18 protein-coding genes are annotated in these 16,747 nt (G+C 47.5%); all 18 read left to right on the top strand.

The window, feature by feature from the left end; genetic code table 11:
* The first annotated feature begins 398 nt into the window (after nucleotides 1-398).
* Nucleotides 399-815, top strand: a complete 417-nt coding sequence (locus tag PPA03S_RS07790) for a BlaI/MecI/CopY family transcriptional regulator (RefSeq protein WP_062321517.1) — start codon at nucleotides 399-401, stop codon at nucleotides 813-815.
* A gap of 1 nt (nucleotide 816) precedes the next feature.
* Nucleotides 817-1,677 (top strand): M56 family metallopeptidase, encoded by an 861-nt coding sequence (locus tag PPA03S_RS07795; protein WP_062321519.1) that lies wholly within the window; start codon nucleotides 817-819, stop codon nucleotides 1,675-1,677.
* 42 nt (nucleotides 1,678-1,719) lie between these two features.
* Entirely contained in the window at nucleotides 1,720-2,130 is a 411-nt protein-coding gene (locus PPA03S_RS07800; RefSeq protein ID WP_062321521.1) for a DoxX family protein, read from the top strand.
* A 279-nt stretch (nucleotides 2,131-2,409) separates the two neighbouring features.
* Complete coding sequence (locus PPA03S_RS07805; RefSeq protein WP_062321523.1) at nucleotides 2,410-3,111, top strand: pirin family protein; 702 nt, start codon at nucleotides 2,410-2,412, stop codon at nucleotides 3,109-3,111.
* A gap of 46 nt (nucleotides 3,112-3,157) precedes the next feature.
* A complete protein-coding gene (locus PPA03S_RS07810; protein WP_062321525.1) occupies nucleotides 3,158-3,493 on the top strand; it encodes a hypothetical protein in 336 nt (111 codons plus the stop codon).
* Between the two features lie 283 nt (nucleotides 3,494-3,776).
* Nucleotides 3,777-5,237 carry a spore germination protein gene (locus tag PPA03S_RS07815; RefSeq protein ID WP_245683552.1) on the top strand — a complete coding sequence of 487 codons (1,461 nt, stop codon included), beginning with the start codon at nucleotides 3,777-3,779 and terminating at the stop codon, nucleotides 5,235-5,237.
* Between the two features lie 4 nt (nucleotides 5,238-5,241).
* Nucleotides 5,242-6,441, top strand: a complete 1,200-nt coding sequence (locus PPA03S_RS07820; RefSeq protein ID WP_062321527.1) for a Ger(x)C family spore germination protein — start codon at nucleotides 5,242-5,244, stop codon at nucleotides 6,439-6,441.
* On the top strand, nucleotides 6,434-6,655 hold the full coding sequence (locus tag PPA03S_RS07825) for a hypothetical protein (RefSeq protein WP_062321529.1): 222 nt from the start codon (nucleotides 6,434-6,436) through the stop codon (nucleotides 6,653-6,655). Before PPA03S_RS07820 ends, PPA03S_RS07825 begins: the two co-directional genes overlap by 8 nt.
* A gap of 56 nt (nucleotides 6,656-6,711) precedes the next feature.
* A complete protein-coding gene (locus PPA03S_RS07830; RefSeq protein ID WP_062321530.1) occupies nucleotides 6,712-7,917 on the top strand; it encodes a GerAB/ArcD/ProY family transporter in 1,206 nt (401 codons plus the stop codon).
* Between the two features lie 129 nt (nucleotides 7,918-8,046).
* A complete protein-coding gene (locus PPA03S_RS07835; RefSeq protein ID WP_062321532.1) occupies nucleotides 8,047-8,883 on the top strand; it encodes a uroporphyrinogen-III synthase in 837 nt (278 codons plus the stop codon).
* Nucleotides 8,884-9,230: 347 nt separating this feature from the next.
* Nucleotides 9,231-9,953, top strand: a complete 723-nt coding sequence (locus tag PPA03S_RS07840) for an SDR family oxidoreductase (protein WP_245683546.1) — start codon at nucleotides 9,231-9,233, stop codon at nucleotides 9,951-9,953.
* Nucleotides 9,954-9,988: 35 nt separating this feature from the next.
* Nucleotides 9,989-10,627 (top strand): ThuA domain-containing protein, encoded by a 639-nt coding sequence (locus PPA03S_RS07845; RefSeq protein WP_062321534.1) that lies wholly within the window; start codon nucleotides 9,989-9,991, stop codon nucleotides 10,625-10,627.
* Between the two features lie 72 nt (nucleotides 10,628-10,699).
* Nucleotides 10,700-11,077, top strand: a complete 378-nt coding sequence (locus tag PPA03S_RS07850) for a phasin family protein (protein WP_062321536.1) — start codon at nucleotides 10,700-10,702, stop codon at nucleotides 11,075-11,077.
* On the top strand, nucleotides 11,078-12,748 hold the full coding sequence (locus tag PPA03S_RS07855) for an ABC1 kinase family protein (protein ID WP_062321538.1): 1,671 nt from the start codon (nucleotides 11,078-11,080) through the stop codon (nucleotides 12,746-12,748).
* Nucleotides 12,749-13,057: 309 nt separating this feature from the next.
* Nucleotides 13,058-13,606: an ATP-binding cassette domain-containing protein gene (locus PPA03S_RS07860; RefSeq protein WP_167665998.1), complete on the top strand. Its 549-nt coding sequence runs from the start codon at nucleotides 13,058-13,060 to the stop codon at nucleotides 13,604-13,606.
* Nucleotides 13,607-13,619: 13 nt separating this feature from the next.
* Nucleotides 13,620-14,075 carry a GNAT family N-acetyltransferase gene (locus PPA03S_RS07865; protein ID WP_062321541.1) on the top strand — a complete coding sequence of 152 codons (456 nt, stop codon included), beginning with the start codon at nucleotides 13,620-13,622 and terminating at the stop codon, nucleotides 14,073-14,075.
* 23 nt (nucleotides 14,076-14,098) lie between these two features.
* Complete coding sequence (locus tag PPA03S_RS07870) at nucleotides 14,099-14,419, top strand: hypothetical protein (RefSeq protein ID WP_062321543.1); 321 nt, start codon at nucleotides 14,099-14,101, stop codon at nucleotides 14,417-14,419.
* Between the two features lie 516 nt (nucleotides 14,420-14,935).
* Nucleotides 14,936-16,387: a SulP family inorganic anion transporter gene (locus PPA03S_RS07875; RefSeq protein WP_062321545.1), complete on the top strand. Its 1,452-nt coding sequence runs from the start codon at nucleotides 14,936-14,938 to the stop codon at nucleotides 16,385-16,387.
* Nucleotides 16,388-16,747 lie beyond the last annotated feature (360 nt).

Below are 16,747 nucleotides of genomic sequence, written 5' to 3' on the forward strand. Positions count from 1 at the left end.
GAGGGGCTGTTCCATACGTCATGAGCATGACGGGGGGACGGCCCTTTATTCGTTTTTTTCTAACGAATCAGAGAGGCGTTATTTCGTGCATTTGGTCAACCTTTTAAGTTCTGACACTAGTTTATAATGGAATAACGCTACTGAGATTCGTTAGAATTAGCATTCCTTGAATATCCATCTCTTAGGATGCGCTATGTTCGTTAGCGCGTGGAATAACAGAAAATCCTTTTGGAGACAGCTTCTTTCAGCTCTGTGTATCTGTAAAGTGGCCCTGGCGTATGCAAATAGTGTTCAGAAATGGAAAACATATTTACAAATCATTTACAATAAATAGCTGACATAGAGGTTGACTTCTCGGTTGTTGGCACTACAATGAGTAGTGTGAGGGGTGTCTGAACATGAGAATACACAATTTTAAAGTAGGAGAGCGTGGACTGAACCGCTTTTTCGGTCCGCTGGAGGCGAAGATCATGGACATTTTATGGGCGCGTCCAGGCAGCAGCATCCGTGAAGTGCAAACTGCACTTGAACAAGACAAAGACGTTAATTTCAATACAGTCATGACGGTGATGAATCGTCTCGTGGACAAGGAGCTGCTCCGCAAGTCGCAGAAGGGCCGAACATCACTGTACCATCCGTTGCAGAGCAGGGAGGAATTTATGAACGACCAATCGAAGGAACTGTCACATGAGTTGGTGGATGAGTTCGGGGCGTTGGCGTTGAATCACATGCTGGATGCACTGGATGAAGCAGACGCGAGCTTAATTGAACGTCTGGAACAGAAGATCAAACAATGGAAAAAGGATACCGATTGACATGTGGAAAGCCCGCTCGAAACTGTTGTTTACCGTCGGGTTTGGCATTCCGTTACTCGTGTTCATCCAGATGTTTATGTACGCCATGTACAAAATATTTGGATGGGATATCCCGTTTAATCTGCTCTGGCTATGCAATCACTGGATGAGCAGGCTGGGCTGGCTGTCTGTAGGGCACGTTCTTATGGCGTTGGTGCTCCTGACGTTTGGCGGTACAGGCTGGTTGCTGCTCACTCGGATGATTCAGACCCGCGCAGCGATACGGAAACTAAGGTCAATGGAGGATGGCGCCAAATCTCGTGAATTGGAGGTGCGATACCGTCATCTGAAACAACCTGGATTCATCGTGGTGGACAAGCCGTCACCGGCTGCGTTCACGATCGGTCTCTGGAAACCCTGTATTGTGCTTTCCACAGGGCTGCTCCAGATGCTGGATACCGAAGAAGAAAAGGCAGTTGTGTATCATGAAGCTCATCATCTGTGGCATCGTGATCCACTCAAGACGACATTGCTTTCGGTATTCGCCACCATGATGCCTTATATTCCGGTGTTGAAGCATACTTCAAAACATTACCATATCGTCAGAGAAATATTGGCCGATAATGAAGCGATCGAGCGTACCGGGAATGTCGCGGGGATTGGCAGCGCGCTGCTCAAACTGATTCGTGCCTGCCCCGAGCCTTGGCAACTCCGGACCTCATCTATTCAATCGTCATTTGCCGATACTTCGGTGAATGTACGAATTACCCGTCTATTGGACCCGGAACAGGATGTTACGCTTACACTTCCACGTTATGCGGTATTTATATCTGCGACCGTGATTCTAATGCTGTCTGTCTTGTTTGTCTGGTCCATCGGATGACATTGAGACGTTGAATTGAAATGCGAAGGAGGATGATAAACGATGAATAGAAGTGTAGAGATTGGATTGTTTTTCTCCAGGATCATGATTGGACTTATTTTTGTACTACACGGCTGGAGCAAATTCGAAGGCGGAATTAGCGGTACAGTGGGTTTCTTTGAAAGTATCGGTATTCCTGGATTTCTGGCATCGGTAGTAGCCATCGTTGAGCTGGCGGGTGGCGCAGCAATGATTCTGGGATTGGGAACACGTGTATTTGCAGCACTGTTTATCGCAGTGATGGCTGGTGCCCTGCTCACTGCAAAAGCGGGAGCACCTTTCCTCAATGGTACAGAGCTGGATTACATGCTCCTTGCGGGTTCATTGACGTTGTTGTTTACAGGCAGCCGTTTTCTGGCGGTGGATCATTTGTTCTCCAGACAAGGGAACGCTCGTCAGAATGTGAGTGCTTGATACAATTATCTTAAGCATAGGTCGATAACGATAAGAAGCAAAAGAATAGAGGTGCAGGTTTAACCTGCAACGGGCCCTTTTCAGGCCAGTCCGGCACGGGAATTACACTCGCGAACCGAACTGACCCGGAAAGGGCTTTTTCATTTGGACGACTCGCTATGCTTTTGGTACAATGAGAATAAGTATGCTACTGAGAAAAAATAAGAGCATTCACTAAGAGCGCTCAATAAGAGTAATCAACAGGACCAATCAATTAGAAACTGAGGAGGATGCACTTTTATGATTAATGTCATTCCATCCGATGCCCGCTCCAGCTTCGATCGGGGCTGGCTGCGCGGCAGTCACAGCTTTTCCTTTGGAGAGTACCAAGACCCGGAGAATACTGCTTTTGGACCAATGCGAGTAGCCAATGACGATGTTATTGCACCTGGTCGCGGTTTCGGGGCACACCCGCATAGTGACATGGAGATTGTGTCCATCGTGCTGAACGGCAAGCTGCGTCATGAAGATAATCTGGGCAATGTGGCTGTTACGTCGTTCGGTGGAATCCAGCGCATGTCAGCAGGCAGTGGCATGATTCATACCGAGCACAATGCTTCGGATACCGAAGAAGTACGCATACTTCAACTCTGGTTCATGCCACATACGAGAGGGCTGGAGCCGTCTTACGAGACGACCTCGTTCGATCCAGACGCACTTGCGGGAGCCCTTGTAGCTGTGGTATCCCCTGAAGGCGGGCCGCGTATTGCATCCATTCATCAGGATATGACGATCTATCTTGGTCGCTTGGCTAAAGGGGAAGCTTTAACCTATGAGCAGGCCCCTGATCGCCGCATGTACATTTTTACTATTGAAGGCAAGCTTGGCTTAAACAGTGAGCATTCATTGAATGAAGGCGACACGGCTCGTGTGGAACAGACCACATCCATGAAGCTGGAAGCGAGCGAAAATGCATTCTATATGTTGATCGACTTACCTTAATGACTGAAATCGATTGAAACTCCAAGAGCAAAGGAGGATGTACGCTATGACGCAGCAGGAATGGTTTATGGTGAAGCATGCGGTGACTGGACGAGGACTGGCAAACAGCAAATCCGATTCGTTGTCCTATCGCTATCAGAAAGAGGGCACAGGCTTTATGTTTACTGTTACAGGTCTGGATCCGCAAGCGGTGAACCATATTATGGAGCTTAGACACGAATTGAACGTGTTTCGCTTTGTACAACGCAAGGATCAACCCCTTGTGAAGCAATGGTACTATGTTCAGGGGGATCAGGTGCAGTATGACAGCCCAAGCCACACATTAACCATCTATGCGAATTCGGAAATTCGCTATGTCCCTGAAGATTATTTTGCCGATTAAATCGGAACGTAAAACATCCCAAGGTTTCTGTGATCCACACAGAGGCCTTTTTTTGTTGTCCAAATTGAAGAGGGCATTGGGATATTTATAAAAAGACCACATAATTATGCGCGATCTGGTACAAGCTACCTTGTATAAAAAAGGAACGGAGGGGCGGCATATGGCGAACAGAACATCAGGGAAAGAGGGTTCCCGGAATTCAGAAGGCAAAAAGCAGATCCCACTCGGGCTGCCGTCTCCCCCTATTTTGCGGCAACCGATAGGGCTCTCGCATGAAAGCCATATGCTGGCACTGGAAGACATCTTCTCGGATTGTTCGGATGTCGTTTTCCGCAATGTCAGAATCACCTCTGAAATGGACGGGCTGCTGGTGTATATCGAAGGCATCGTGAATTCGGCGGATATCCAGGATCATATGCTTCGTCCTCTGATTCGGGGACTGATTGAGCAACGAACGGATGAACCTGAAGCCCCGTTGGATGATACCAGAATTGCCCTGACGCAGGTGAAAAAAGTGGACTCCTGGGCTGCCGCAGCGGATGGGGTTCTGGAATCATCTGCTCTGCTGTTGATTAACGGAAGCAAGGAAGCCTGGTTATTTAACGTCAAAGGCGGCGTACGGCGTGGTGTGGAGGAGCCTCAGACCGAGTCGGTTATCCGGGGACCACGCGAAGGGTTCACCGAGACTTTGCGTGTGAATACGGCACTGCTTCGGTTCAAGCTGAAAACACCTGCGCTTAAGATGTTAAGCATGACGATTGGAACCGAAACCAAAACCAGTGTTGTGTTGACCTATATCGACGATATTGCAGATCCGAAACTGATCAAAGACGTCAAAAAGCGCCTTAACAAGATCAAGATCGATGGCATTCTGGAAACGGGATATATTGAGGAACTCATTGAGGATCATCCGTATTCCCCTTTTCCACAGATGCATTATACCGAACGGCCGGACACATTGGCTGGCAACTTGCTGGAAGGACGATTTGGCATTTTTGTGGATGGCAGTCCATTTGCTCTTATTGCCCCGGTTACCATGTGGCAGATGCTTCAGGCCAGTGAAGATTATTACGAACGCTTCTTCATCAGTAATCTGGTGCGATGGATTCGTTTTTTGTTTGTGGCGATCGCTTTATTCCTTCCAGCATTTTATATCGCCATTACAACGTTCCACCAGGATATGTTACCGACTACATTAATTCTGAGCATTGCCGGGGCGAGGGAGGCCATTCCATTTCCAGCACTGGTTGAAGCCCTCATTATGGAATTGTCATTTGAGGCGTTGCGAGAAGCGGGGGTCAGATTACCCAAAACGGTAGGTCAGGCTGTCAGTATTCTGGGGGCGCTTGTCATTGGACAGGCAGCAGTTCAGGCGGGGATTGTCTCGGCACCGATGGTTATCATCGTATCGATGACAGGTATTGCGTCGTTCACGATTCCGCGGTTTAACTTTGCCATTACGGTTCGTTTGCTGCGTTTTCCCATCATGCTGCTAGCCGGGGCACTTGGTTTGTACGGCATTGTGATTGGCTTGGTGTTGATCTCCGTACATCTGACACAGATGACTTCCTTTGGTGTGCCTTATCTGTCCGGCCTAAGTCCCTACAGTAAAACGGATACCAAGGATATTGTTATTCGTGCACCATGGTGGAAAATGATCAATCGTCCTTCTAATGTTCACCGTGATCAGCAGCGGATGAACGACAAGATCAACGGTTCGCCTGAAGCAGAGGAGGGGTGGTGAGTGCATGATTCTTCTCCGTAAACGACGTGCGGTAACCTTACTGCTCCTATGTTCTATTTTTATATCCGGATGCTGGGACAGGAAGGAAATTAATGATATTGCTTTTGTAATTGGAGTTGCCGTCGACAAAGAAAACGACAATTACAGGTCGAGTCTGCAAATTGCTCTCCCAGGCCAATCCGGTTCTTCAGGAAGTCAAGGCGGAGGCGGAGGCACAAGCGGGGATAAATCCTGGTTTATGCTATCCAACACAGCCAAAACGTTGCGCGGAACGTCCATTGAAGGTCAAAAAGCACTTTCTCGCGAGCTGTATTATGCCCACCGACGTACGATGCTGATTGGGGAAGAACTTGCACGAGATGGTGTTGCTCCCATGCTGGATTTGCTTACACGGTTCCCACTTAACCGCTTCTCTGCTTTGCCGGTTATTACCAAAGGTCCTGCTTACAAGGTACTGGATACCGATGCACCCATTGAAAAATTCCCTTCGGAAATGGTGCGCGAATTATGTTTCCTGGATATGCGCAATCCACGGTCCCTCAAGACATTCACAGATGCAATTCTTTCTGAGGGCGTAGATCCATTTTTGCCTGTCGCTTCGGCCGTTGACAATGTGCCGGGCAACTGGAAGGATGTCAAGACGAATATCAAGTTGGATGGGCTTGCGATCTTCAAGAAGGACAAATTGATAGGCATGATTGAAAAAGCCCCTGCTAGTGCACTTATATTAGCCATGGGTGAAGCCAACGAGCCAGAGGTGATGGTTAAAGCTCCGCGTGGGAAAGGTGATATTTTTATCAAATTGAACGAAAACAACTCTTCATTGCATCCTCATATTGAGAATGGAAAAGTATCAGTGACGGTTCAACTGTATGCCAAGGGAGTCATGGTAGACAACGAGTCGAATTATGGTGACTTGCGCGACCAAGAGATGAAGAGCCTGAATCACGCCCTTCACCAGAAAATTAAAGATGATATTAAAGAGGGAGTAAGGCTGATCCAAAAAAAATATCCTGCAGATATTTTGGGTGTGGGTCGTTCCATTCATCAGCAGATGCCCAAGGAATGGAAGAAGATCAAGGATCGCTGGGATGATATTTATCCAGACGTGAAGGTAAATGTTGAACCACATGTCATTATTGAAAATGTAGGGGTTATCAATAAACCGATTGGATTACAAGAGGAGGACATTGTCCATGATTAAGCCGCTGCTATTCACTTATTTGGCTATGGTTGTTGCCGTGATTATCATGGATTTCAGACATTTGAAGCAGGCGGCAGCCATTAATCGCTGGGTGTCATATGGATTGATCGCCATCAGTGCCGGAATTTGGTTCTATGTGACGAATTTAAGCAAAACTGTCTTTGTATCTGCATGGCTTACCCAATTGGTCCAGCATTGGCTGCCATTACCGTAACGTGAGTGTCATCCAGTCCCAATGCCTTGCTTGAATAAACGGAAAGGAGGTATTCGATGAATCAGGGAGTGACCCCTCGTCAGTTGGTTCTGTTCATCATGCTGCTTAGCATTACAGGCACGTTGATTCAGCCCCATGCACAGGCCATTTTTTATGCAGAACAGCATGCTTACTTGTCCTACATCCCTGTATTTGTTGTCATGACGGGATCTTTATGGATGTTGAGTCGTGTTCAGCGTCGGTTTCCCGATAAGGACCTGTTTGAATCTTTGGTGGAACGATTCCCCTTTTTGGGTCGATTGACCGGTGTGATGTATATCTTGTTTTATCTGTTTATATTTGCCCGTGATATCCGGCTAATTGGTGACTATGTAAGTATTACATTGCTGGAGACAACCCCAATTTCCATCATTGTACTGTCCCTTCTGGTCATGTCCATTTTCATCGTGAGGGGAGGGCTGGGGTCTTTAATTGGAATGTCCGAGTTGTATGTACCTCTTTTCCTGCTGATTTCCTTAATTGTGCCGTTTATGCTTATTAAGCAAATTGAACTGGAAAATCTGATGCCGTATTTTGACATCGATGTTGCAGGTGTTGGCAAGGGAAGCTGGTACTTATTCTCCTTTTTTGGAGAGATGATTGCATTGCCTTTTGTGATCAAGGGCAGTGATTTTCGTTTCAAATCCGTCTTATGGGGAATTACAATTGCAACCTTGGTGTTGATTCTGGTTTTGATCGAGACCATTGCATCGATTGGTGTGCCCATTGCATCCAGACTGGTTTATCCTTCCTATGAGCTGGCAAGGCAGCTGCAGATTAGTGATTTTCTTGACCGATTTGATTTGGCTCTGGCAGCAGTGACTTTGCCTGCGATGATTACCAAGATTGCCTTTGATCTGTACTTTGTCTGCTGGGGGTTGAAGCGAATGATTCCCAAAGTCTCAGGTAAAATCATGACGGGACCGGTTGCTTTGATTGGTTTTGTGTGTGCCTTCTGGTTTTTCAAAAACGCAATTCAGCTCTTTCGCTTTACAAGGGAATGGACATGGATTGCAATCATTTTTGAAGTGTTGTTTCCCATTATACTCTTTGTGTTCCTTCGTCCCCGCAAAAAGGAGAAGGACACCGGACGTTCAACGGACAATCCGAAACAAAAGCAGCCTTCCCAGGAGGATAAACAAGAAAAGGTGTCGCGGGATGGTGGGGAATCAGGCGAGGACAAGCATGAAGGGCTTCAGGGTGGCGAACTGCAGCCTTCCTGATACATGTCATCAAAAATCGTTATAGATGAACCGGCGTAAAGAGGGAAAACACGGTTTCCCTCCATAGACGTACCCTGTATACTGTAGTCAGACGGATGACATTCGGCTGAATGAACGGGGGGAACAGGAATGGTTCAACATTTGGCAGGTATACGTGTAGCACTGACAGGACCGCGAAAATCCAAAGAGATGTCCTTGCTGGTTGAGAAAATGGGTGGAATTCCACTTGTTCGACCTGCACAAGGAACTGTATTTCTGGATGATCGTAATATTCGGGATGGCCTGGTATCCTGGATTTCCGATCCGCCAGACTGGACGGTATTGACTACGGGCATGGGATTGGATGCTATTTTTGATATGGCTGAGGATATGGATATTGCTGTTCAATTACTGGATGCGTTGTCGGACTCTTCAATTGCGGCAAGAGGGTACAAAACCGTTAATGCACTTCGAAAGCGTGGACTCACTCCGCTGGTCCGGGATGATGACGGCAGTACGGATGGACTGATTCGTGAATTCGCTTCACATGATCTGGCGGGGCGGAGCATAATGTTGCAATTGCATGGGGAGACAGCTCCCAAATTGGTCAGATGGCTGGAGGAACAGGGTGCTCTTGTACGTCAGGTGCTTCCTTATCGTCACGTTCCGCCTGAGGAGGGAGAACTCGAACTGCTGCTGAATGAGATTTTGCTGCATGAAGTGGATGCTGTCGCATTTACGAGTGGCCCGCAGGTGAGGTTTCTGGTTGAATATGCCGCGTCCAAGGGAAAGCTTGAACTCATGCAGGAGGCTTTTCGGCAAGATGTCGTACCGGCTTCAGTGGGCAGGGTTACAGCAAACGCCATGCGTGAGGAAGGTATCGAAGCACTTGTAGTTCCAGAGGACGAGAAGATGGGAGCCCTAATCGTTGAGTTGGGGCGTTATTACGATGCCAAACGTGTGGACAAGGCTGATCTTCTGCAATAAGTGTAACTGTACCAGCGCAATGTTGATACCATGATGAATTGTATCCACATCCGAGATTCATAGCATTCCTGGTTCTGATCCGATTCATGGATCAGAATTTTTTGTGTTTTGTCTGGTGATTTCTGCTCTCAACAAGTCGAGACAAGTCATTAGATAGAGCGATGCTACCAGAAATGTTGCAGCTGAATATGCCCTGAATCACCTGTATAAGCTTAACGACTCGGATCACATGAAAGTCATCTGAGACTTTGGTCGTGAAGTTCGGCGTGTTCACTCATAATTAAAGGTTTTCAGATAATTATGTGGAATGAATTAAAGACCGATTAGGCTTGTGAAGGAGGGACAGCATGATGAAAACCGTATGTGTAACGGGGGCGGCCCGGGGATTGGGACTGGCTCTGACGGCACAAATGCTGAAAAGAGGCTATACCGTCTATGCGGCAGGGCTCGACCTGGAAAAGTCGGATGGAATTCGTCTTCTTACGGATGCCTATCCGAAGCATTTACGCGCCATTGAACTGGACATTGCTGATGACCTGTCTGTGGCTTTGTTCACGGAGACACTTAAGCTGGATACAGCGCATTTGGATATGCTTATCAATAATGCGGCTATACTAGGAAGTATAACCGATCATATCCGCGGCCCGTTAAATATGGCGGAGATGGCAGAAGTATTTAACGTAAATACCTTGGGAACATTGCGTGTAACGCATGCCCTGCTGCCCCTCCTTCTTCAAGGGACAAACAAGCTGATTGTCAATATATCTTCGGAGGCAGGCAGTATTGAGCAATGCAGCCGGGATGGATGGTTTGCCTATTGCATGTCCAAGTCTGCGTTAAACATGCAGGCCCGCCTTGTGCATAATGGTCTGAAGAATGAAGGTGGGCAAGTGATGCTGATTCATCCCGGCTGGGTACAGAGTTATATGAGCGGGGAATTGAATACCGCCGCAGACCTCACGCCTGATCAATCGGCACAATATATCACAGCACTCATCGATCGCCATAAGCAGTTCATGGGGGATCAACCCGCGTATGTCGATTACAAGGGGGACGCACTTCCCTGGTAATGTTGTGACTGGTAATTTGAAAGGAGTTTTTAATGATGGATCATCGTAAAAAAGCGTTGTTACTTGGTGATTATACTCATCCGGATTGGCATCCGCTGCAAGGAGTGGATGCGGAGATCAGCCGGATTTTCCACGATACTATGACTGTGCAGTGCAGTGAGAATCGCAACATGCTGCTGCAAGAAAATATAACCGGATTTGATGTATGTATCTGTTACATGGACGATTGGAAGGGGAAAGTCTCTCCACAGCAGACAGCAGGTTTATTGTCCTATGTTAGCAATGGAGGTGGACTGGTCATTATACATAACGGAATTACACTCCAGAATCGTTATGAGTTGAAGCAGATGATCGGTGCCAAGTTCCTGCATCATCCCCCTTATGCACCACTTGAATTCACCGTAACCGAGGAAAGCCATCCGGTGACGGAAGGTATTTCCGGATTTACCATGGAAGAAGAGCCGTATCTGTTTGAATTCGGTTCATTTGCCGAAACGAAAATTCTGCTTGAATATCAGTCCGAAGAAGGTCCGAAGCCTGCAGCCTGGGCACATAGATATGGTGTTGGACGTATTGTTTACCTTATGCCTGGACATCATGTCCCTTCGTTTGCACATGAAACCTATCGCCAGTTAATTTTGCAGGCTGGCAAATGGGCTGCGCGTTACGTATAGTCGGGGCGTTTTTTTGTGTGCGTGATATTTAGGGGTATAATATAGAGATCAACGAAGAGGAGGATGACAAGAATGAGCGATTTGTTCAAAAAGGCAATCTCGTTAGGTCTCGGCCTTACCGTCGTAAGCAAGGAAAAAATCGAAAAAACCGTGGATGATCTGGTCAAGCGCGGTGAACTTGCGCCCGGTGAATCCAAAGCGTTGGTCGAGCGCCTGATGGAACGGGGCGATGAGGAGCAGGGCCAGTTCAAAAGAATGATACAGGAACAGGTCAAACGTGTACTTCAGGAAGTAGGCGTGCCATCCGAAAGTGATGTAACCAGTCTGGAACAGCGTGTTGCGGTCCTTGAGAAAAAGCTCGCTGAACTGGGAGGCACACCCCAGCTGCAACCTGAGGCATCCCCAGCTCCGCTTGAAGTTCCTCCTCTCAAAGGAAACGAGATCGAGTAAATGGCTGTGCGAATTAAACATGTCGGCAGATACCGGGAAATCGCCATGGCGCTGGTGCGTCATGGCTTCGGTTATATGGTCGAGGAATTGGGATTGTTCCAGTTGCTGGCTATACCACGCCGATGGATGTCGCGTGAGGCACACACCACCTTAACGCTGAGTGAGCGCATTAGGCTTGTACTTCAGGAGCTGGGGCCAGCTTTCGTTAAGCTGGGGCAACTGGCAAGTACAAGGGCAGATCTGTTGCCGGAGTCTGTCATCCGCGAACTTGTGAAGCTGCAGGATCAGGTCCCCCCATTTTCTTCGGAGACGGCACGGGGTATTTTGGAACAGGAATTGGATACACCGCTGGAGGACATCTTTTCCCGGTTCGAGGATACTCCTGTAGCCGCAGCCAGTATTGGACAGGTGCATCTGGGTAAACTCCGAAGCGGTGAGGCTGTAGCCATCAAAATTCAGCGGCCCGGCATTTCGCGTATTGTCCAGCGAGATCTGGATATTCTGCGCGAGTTGACAGCCATGGCGGAGAAACGCTGGGATTGGGTGAAGCAGTACCAGATTCCGCAAATGGTGGAAGAATACGCCCAGGCACTGATGGCCGAGCTGGATTATACGGTGGAAGGCCGTAATACCGAGAAGATAGCACAGCAGTATCAGCAGGATAACAAAGTGAAAATCCCCGTGATCTACTGGGATCAAACTTCTTCTCGTGTACTCACCATGGAATACATTGAGGGCATCAAGCTGAATGACCGCGACGAGTTGATTAAACGTGGACATGATCTGAATAACATTGCGCAGCGACTGGTTGATTCATTGTTGAATCAGATCTTCATTCACGGATTTTTTCACGCTGACCCGCATCCGGGCAATCTGATGGTGTTGAAGGATGGAAGGCTGGCCTTTATCGATTTTGGCATGGTGGGAAGTCTGAGTGATGAAATGAAGCAGCAGCTGGCTTCGCTCATTATCGGATTGATGCGCAAGGATACGGACAGCATGATTCGGGCAATTGAGAAGCTGGGCATGATGCCAGATGATATGGATCTGCGAGGGCTTCATAGCGATCTGGACAAGCTGCGCAGCAAATATTACGATATTCCCTTTTCCAAAATCAGCGTGGGTCAAGCATTGAATGATCTGTTCAGCGTAGCCCAGCGACATCGGGTCGTCATGCCTGCCGACATTCTGCTGCTAGGGAAGTCGCTGCTCACCATGGAAGGTGTTATCGAACATCTCGATCCTTCTTTGAGTATTGTGGATATGGCGGAGCCCTTTGGACGGAAGTTGATCAAGGAACGTTTCAATCCGGGGCGGATCAAGAATCGTCTGTTTCGAAGTGCTGCTGATATGGCTGAGAGTGTCATGGGGCTTCCGGGACAGCTGAGACAGATCTCATCGATCATCAGCAAAGGAAAACTGCGGCTGGAGATCAATGTCCCTGAACTTGAAGCACTTATGCGCAGACTGGACCAGATCAGTAACCGATTGTCCTTTAGTATCGTGCTGCTCGCTTTTTGTATTATTATGGTGGGGTTGATTATTGGTTCCTCTATCAGTCACCAATCTACCATGTTATGGGATATTCCCGTAATTGAGATTGGTTTTCTGGTAGCGATTCTGATGGTGGCCTTCTTGCTCTATTCGATATTTAAATCAGGGAGATTCTAGCATAACAACAAGGCCCGCGAAGAGATCTTTTTAAAGAATCTTTGCGGGTCTTATTTTTATAGTTTTTTGGAGAATGCCATATTCAGGCCAGCATCAGTATACGTAAGGCATGACAGCTAATGTAATTCCGCCTTTATCAATTTTTGCAGCTCGGGCAAAACGACACTTGTCAGCTACTGTGCCGTTTCTATGAGTTTTGCGAAGGCGAGATCAAAATTAACGGTGTGGATATTCGCTCGTTTGATGTCAGGGAGCTGAGAGAGCATATCTCGGTTGTTTTTTCAGGAATTCGGAAAATATGAGTTATCCTTGCGCGAAAATATCGCTGCCTATCGAACACAGGCCACAGCGGTATTCCAGGATTTTGTACGCTATGAAATGAATCTTGGGGACAATATTGGACTAGGCAATCTTGCAGCTGTTAACGAGCGAAGGATGATCGAAAGAGCTGCCAAGCTGGGCGGAGTGGCCAGATTTCTCCACCAACTGGGGCAAAAATACGATACACAGCTGGGTAGGCTGTTCGCAGGCAGAAGCCTTTCCGGAGGAGAATGGCAGCGGATTGCATTATCCCGTGCTTTTATGAGAGAGGATGTTGCCGCATTGCTGATCTTGGACGAACCTTCCTCAGCGCTGGATGTGTTCATGGAGGAAGACGTATTCCAGCGAATGCGGGATTTAATGAAGAACAAGACGGTGGTCATCGTCTCGCATCGGTTAAGCACTGCACGCCACGCAGATTATGTAGTCTATATGGAACAGGGTAGAATCATGGAGACGGGAACCCACGACCAATTGCTTGTGAATGGGGCAGGGTATGCCGAACTGTACAACATGCAGGCTCAAAAATACAGATAAGAGGTGAGATGAAATGAGCGTGGTAACGATTGACAACCTGCGGCCGTTTACGGAACGCGATCTGGCGATGCTGGAGGATTGGTTTAAGGATGCAGAGGTTCATCGACGATTGGAGGGAATGCTTCCTTTAGGCGAGTGGTACCGGCATGTCGAGCAGCATCCCGGTTATGACGTGTGGGTCGCTTTTTCGGAGGATGAAGCTGTAGGCGTAATTATGATTGAGCAGGAGGAGCATAATACGGGAAGCATTGCCATCGTTGTCAATCCGTCGGTTCGGGGCAAGGGCTACGGCAGGGCAGTGGTTGGAAAAGCCATGCAGCTGCCCGAGCTGGGAACGATCCATAAATGGTACGCCGGAATTGAAGCCGACAACGCTGCTTGTTTGAAGTGTTTTCAGTCTACTGGTTTTGTACTGGAGAACGAGGCTCCCGATGAAGATGGTTATTTCTCTTTATGGCATATCGCATAGAGTGAAAACAAGGAGGGAAAGCAATGAAAAGAATAATACAGCTGCTTGTGTTCATTCTGCTTGTCTCGTTTCTTCCTGTGTCTGAACTAAAAGCATCCGATCGGCAGGCCGATTACACCTTTCTCATCTATATGATCGGTTCGGATATGGCAAGCGATTTTCATATGGCAAGCGATGACTTAAAGGAAATGATGAGAGTCGGCTCTTCCAGCAACGTAAATGTAGTCGTTCAGACAGAAGGGGCCCAGCGCTGGGACCATTCGTCCATCGAACCCGGTCTGAATCATTCCATGAAACCCAACGAGGGAGGTTTTTTTGTCATTAGATTATTATGTTCAAAATAAAGTATTTTTGAATAAAGTAACGAAAAGATTAGATTCTAAGAGATATACTGTTATATTCTTAGCTTAATTGTGTTGTACATATTGCATCCTGTGGTTATAATAATAGGTCAGTACATTAACGGACCCAGTTTTTCTGAGAGGGGAAAACTATAGGTGCCATGCTTTGCTCATGGTGCCCTGAAGGCAAGAAAAAGAAAACGGAATGGGACGGAAACAAGCGGGACCACAGGAACGGATGAGACGTGTTCAAAATTGATGTTGTATAGCCTAATTCCTGTGGTGAAAGATTCGTAATTTGAGGTACAGACCAAGATCAAGCTTGGGAACAGTGAAATGCGCCGAATTGATTATGCTGTAGATATGATGCTATTTAGCCACGATTGACGAATTTTGCGGAAGAGTATTCCGCTGTTTTGTGCTGTCTGTTGTAATGGATCAGTGATGAATCGTTTCGTTACCCATCAGGTGATAAGACAAATTTGAGTTGATACACGTAGGAGGAACGACAAAGGACTTATGAATACTTTAAAACAACAATGGTTTGGCAACATTCGCGGAGACGTGCTGGCAGGCATAACGGTAGCGCTGGCGCTAATCCCGGAAGCTATTGCGTTCTCGATCATTGCAGGGGTCGATCCGATGGTCGGATTGTACGCTTCGATCACGATTGCGATTGTGATCTCGATTGCTGGTGGAAGACCGGGCATGATCTCGGCAGCAACGGGCGCCATGGCGGTGCTGATGGTAGGACTCGTCAAGGATTATGGCGTGGAATATCTGTTTGCTGCTACAATTCTGACAGGTATTATCCAGTTTATTCTGGGAATTTTCAAGGTTGGACGGTTTATTACGTTTGTACCTCATTCGGTACTGACAGGGTTTGTGAATGCACTGGCGATTCTGATCTTTATGGCGCAGCTGACCCATTTCACGGGCGCCAACTGGATTATGTATGCGATGGTAGCAGGCACGCTGACGATTATTTATATTTTGCCAAGGTTTTTCAAAAGCGTTCCGGCTCCACTGATTGCCATTGTGATCATGACGATCATTACGGCGCTGTTACATTTGGATGTCAAAACCGTAGGTGATATGGGCAATCTCACAAGTACTTTGCCTATGTTCCACCTGCCCAATATTGACTGGTCCCTCAATACGCTAATGATTCTACTGCCTTATTCGTTCACGATGGCACTGGTAGGTTTGTTGGAATCCCTGCTGACCGCTACCATCGTGGATGAAATGACCGAGACCAAGAGCAGCAAAAACCGCGAGGTACGCGGTCAGGGAATCGCGAACTTTGTCAACGGCTTGTTCGGCGGCATGGGCGGCTGTGCAATGATCGGACAGTCGGTTATTAATGTGAAATCTGGTGGTCGAGGTCGATTATCGACATTTACGGCAGGGGCTTTTCTCGCCATATTGTTGTTATTGCTGAGTGGTGTGGTGAAAGAGGTGCCGATGGGTGCACTCGTAGGTGTGATGTTTATGGTGTGCATCGGTACGTTTGACTGGAGTTCCATCAAGAACATTGCGCGTGTGCCACGGGCGGAAGCCATTGTCATGATCATCACGGTTGCAATTGTAGTGTATACTCACGATCTGTCCATCGGTGTGATGGTCGGTGTTGTCCTTAGCGTTCTTCATTTTGGCTGGAAACAGACCAAAATCCGAGTGCAGGCTAATGAGGAGCAGGGGCAGAAGGTGTACCAGGTTAACGGACCGTTCTTCTTCGGTTCATCCTCCCGCTTTGTCGATGAGTTCAATGCAGAAGCCGATCCGCAGGAAATCACGATTGATTTTGGTGGCTCACATATTTGGGATAACACGGCGGTTGTCGCCATTGGGAAAGTGAAGTTCAAATATGCGAAGCTGGGCAAAACGGTACATCTGCGCGGACTGAACGAGGAAAGCTCTCGTTTGCTTGATAAAAGTGGATTGGCTACGGTGCAAGGGCAAAGTTCGTAATTAATTGCTATAGCTGAATCCAAATGAGTAACATTGATAGGTGATAAAAGGTGCTGTCCTGCAAGTCATGATGGATCATGACAGGGACGGCCTTTTTTTTATATAGGTCAGCTAAAAACTTAATTAGTTTGGGTCTAACGAACCCGACACGTCCTATTGCCTGTAATTTCATGCGTCCGATATTCTTACGAACCGTAGTATGATTCCTTAACGCTTTAAACACAACGATCCGGGACATTTGTGATCAAATGGAGGAAAGTAACTCCTGATCCCCTTTTGTTTTGCTTGACTAACGTGTAAACTACAGGGTATGGAGAAGAAGAGCAACGGACCGATTGCTTTTTAAAAAATTCATTTCAT

Origin of the sequence: Paenibacillus pabuli NBRC 13638, assembly GCF_001514495.1 — a bacterium.
GTDB lineage: Bacteria > Bacillota > Bacilli > Paenibacillales > Paenibacillaceae > Paenibacillus > Paenibacillus pabuli.

Coding starts and splice junctions, on each gene's coding strand:
- PPA03S_RS07855 (WP_062321538.1), top strand. CDS start 11,078: ATGGCTGTGCGAATTAAACATGTCGGCAGATACCGGGAAATCGCCATG.
- PPA03S_RS07830 (WP_062321530.1), top strand. CDS start 6,712: ATGAATCAGGGAGTGACCCCTCGTCAGTTGGTTCTGTTCATCATGCTG.
- PPA03S_RS07850 (WP_062321536.1), top strand. CDS start 10,700: ATGAGCGATTTGTTCAAAAAGGCAATCTCGTTAGGTCTCGGCCTTACC.
- PPA03S_RS07875 (WP_062321545.1), top strand. CDS start 14,936: ATGAATACTTTAAAACAACAATGGTTTGGCAACATTCGCGGAGACGTG.
- PPA03S_RS07825 (WP_062321529.1), top strand. CDS start 6,434: ATGATTAAGCCGCTGCTATTCACTTATTTGGCTATGGTTGTTGCCGTG.
- PPA03S_RS07810 (WP_062321525.1), top strand. CDS start 3,158: ATGACGCAGCAGGAATGGTTTATGGTGAAGCATGCGGTGACTGGACGA.
- PPA03S_RS07820 (WP_062321527.1), top strand. CDS start 5,242: ATGATTCTTCTCCGTAAACGACGTGCGGTAACCTTACTGCTCCTATGT.
- PPA03S_RS07815 (WP_245683552.1), top strand. CDS start 3,777: ATGCTGGCACTGGAAGACATCTTCTCGGATTGTTCGGATGTCGTTTTC.
- PPA03S_RS07800 (WP_062321521.1), top strand. CDS start 1,720: ATGAATAGAAGTGTAGAGATTGGATTGTTTTTCTCCAGGATCATGATT.
- PPA03S_RS07840 (WP_245683546.1), top strand. CDS start 9,231: ATGATGAAAACCGTATGTGTAACGGGGGCGGCCCGGGGATTGGGACTG.
- PPA03S_RS07845 (WP_062321534.1), top strand. CDS start 9,989: ATGGATCATCGTAAAAAAGCGTTGTTACTTGGTGATTATACTCATCCG.
- PPA03S_RS07865 (WP_062321541.1), top strand. CDS start 13,620: ATGAGCGTGGTAACGATTGACAACCTGCGGCCGTTTACGGAACGCGAT.
- PPA03S_RS07795 (WP_062321519.1), top strand. CDS start 817: ATGTGGAAAGCCCGCTCGAAACTGTTGTTTACCGTCGGGTTTGGCATT.
- PPA03S_RS07805 (WP_062321523.1), top strand. CDS start 2,410: ATGATTAATGTCATTCCATCCGATGCCCGCTCCAGCTTCGATCGGGGC.
- PPA03S_RS07870 (WP_062321543.1), top strand. CDS start 14,099: ATGAAAAGAATAATACAGCTGCTTGTGTTCATTCTGCTTGTCTCGTTT.
- PPA03S_RS07835 (WP_062321532.1), top strand. CDS start 8,047: ATGGTTCAACATTTGGCAGGTATACGTGTAGCACTGACAGGACCGCGA.
- PPA03S_RS07790 (WP_062321517.1), top strand. CDS start 399: ATGAGAATACACAATTTTAAAGTAGGAGAGCGTGGACTGAACCGCTTT.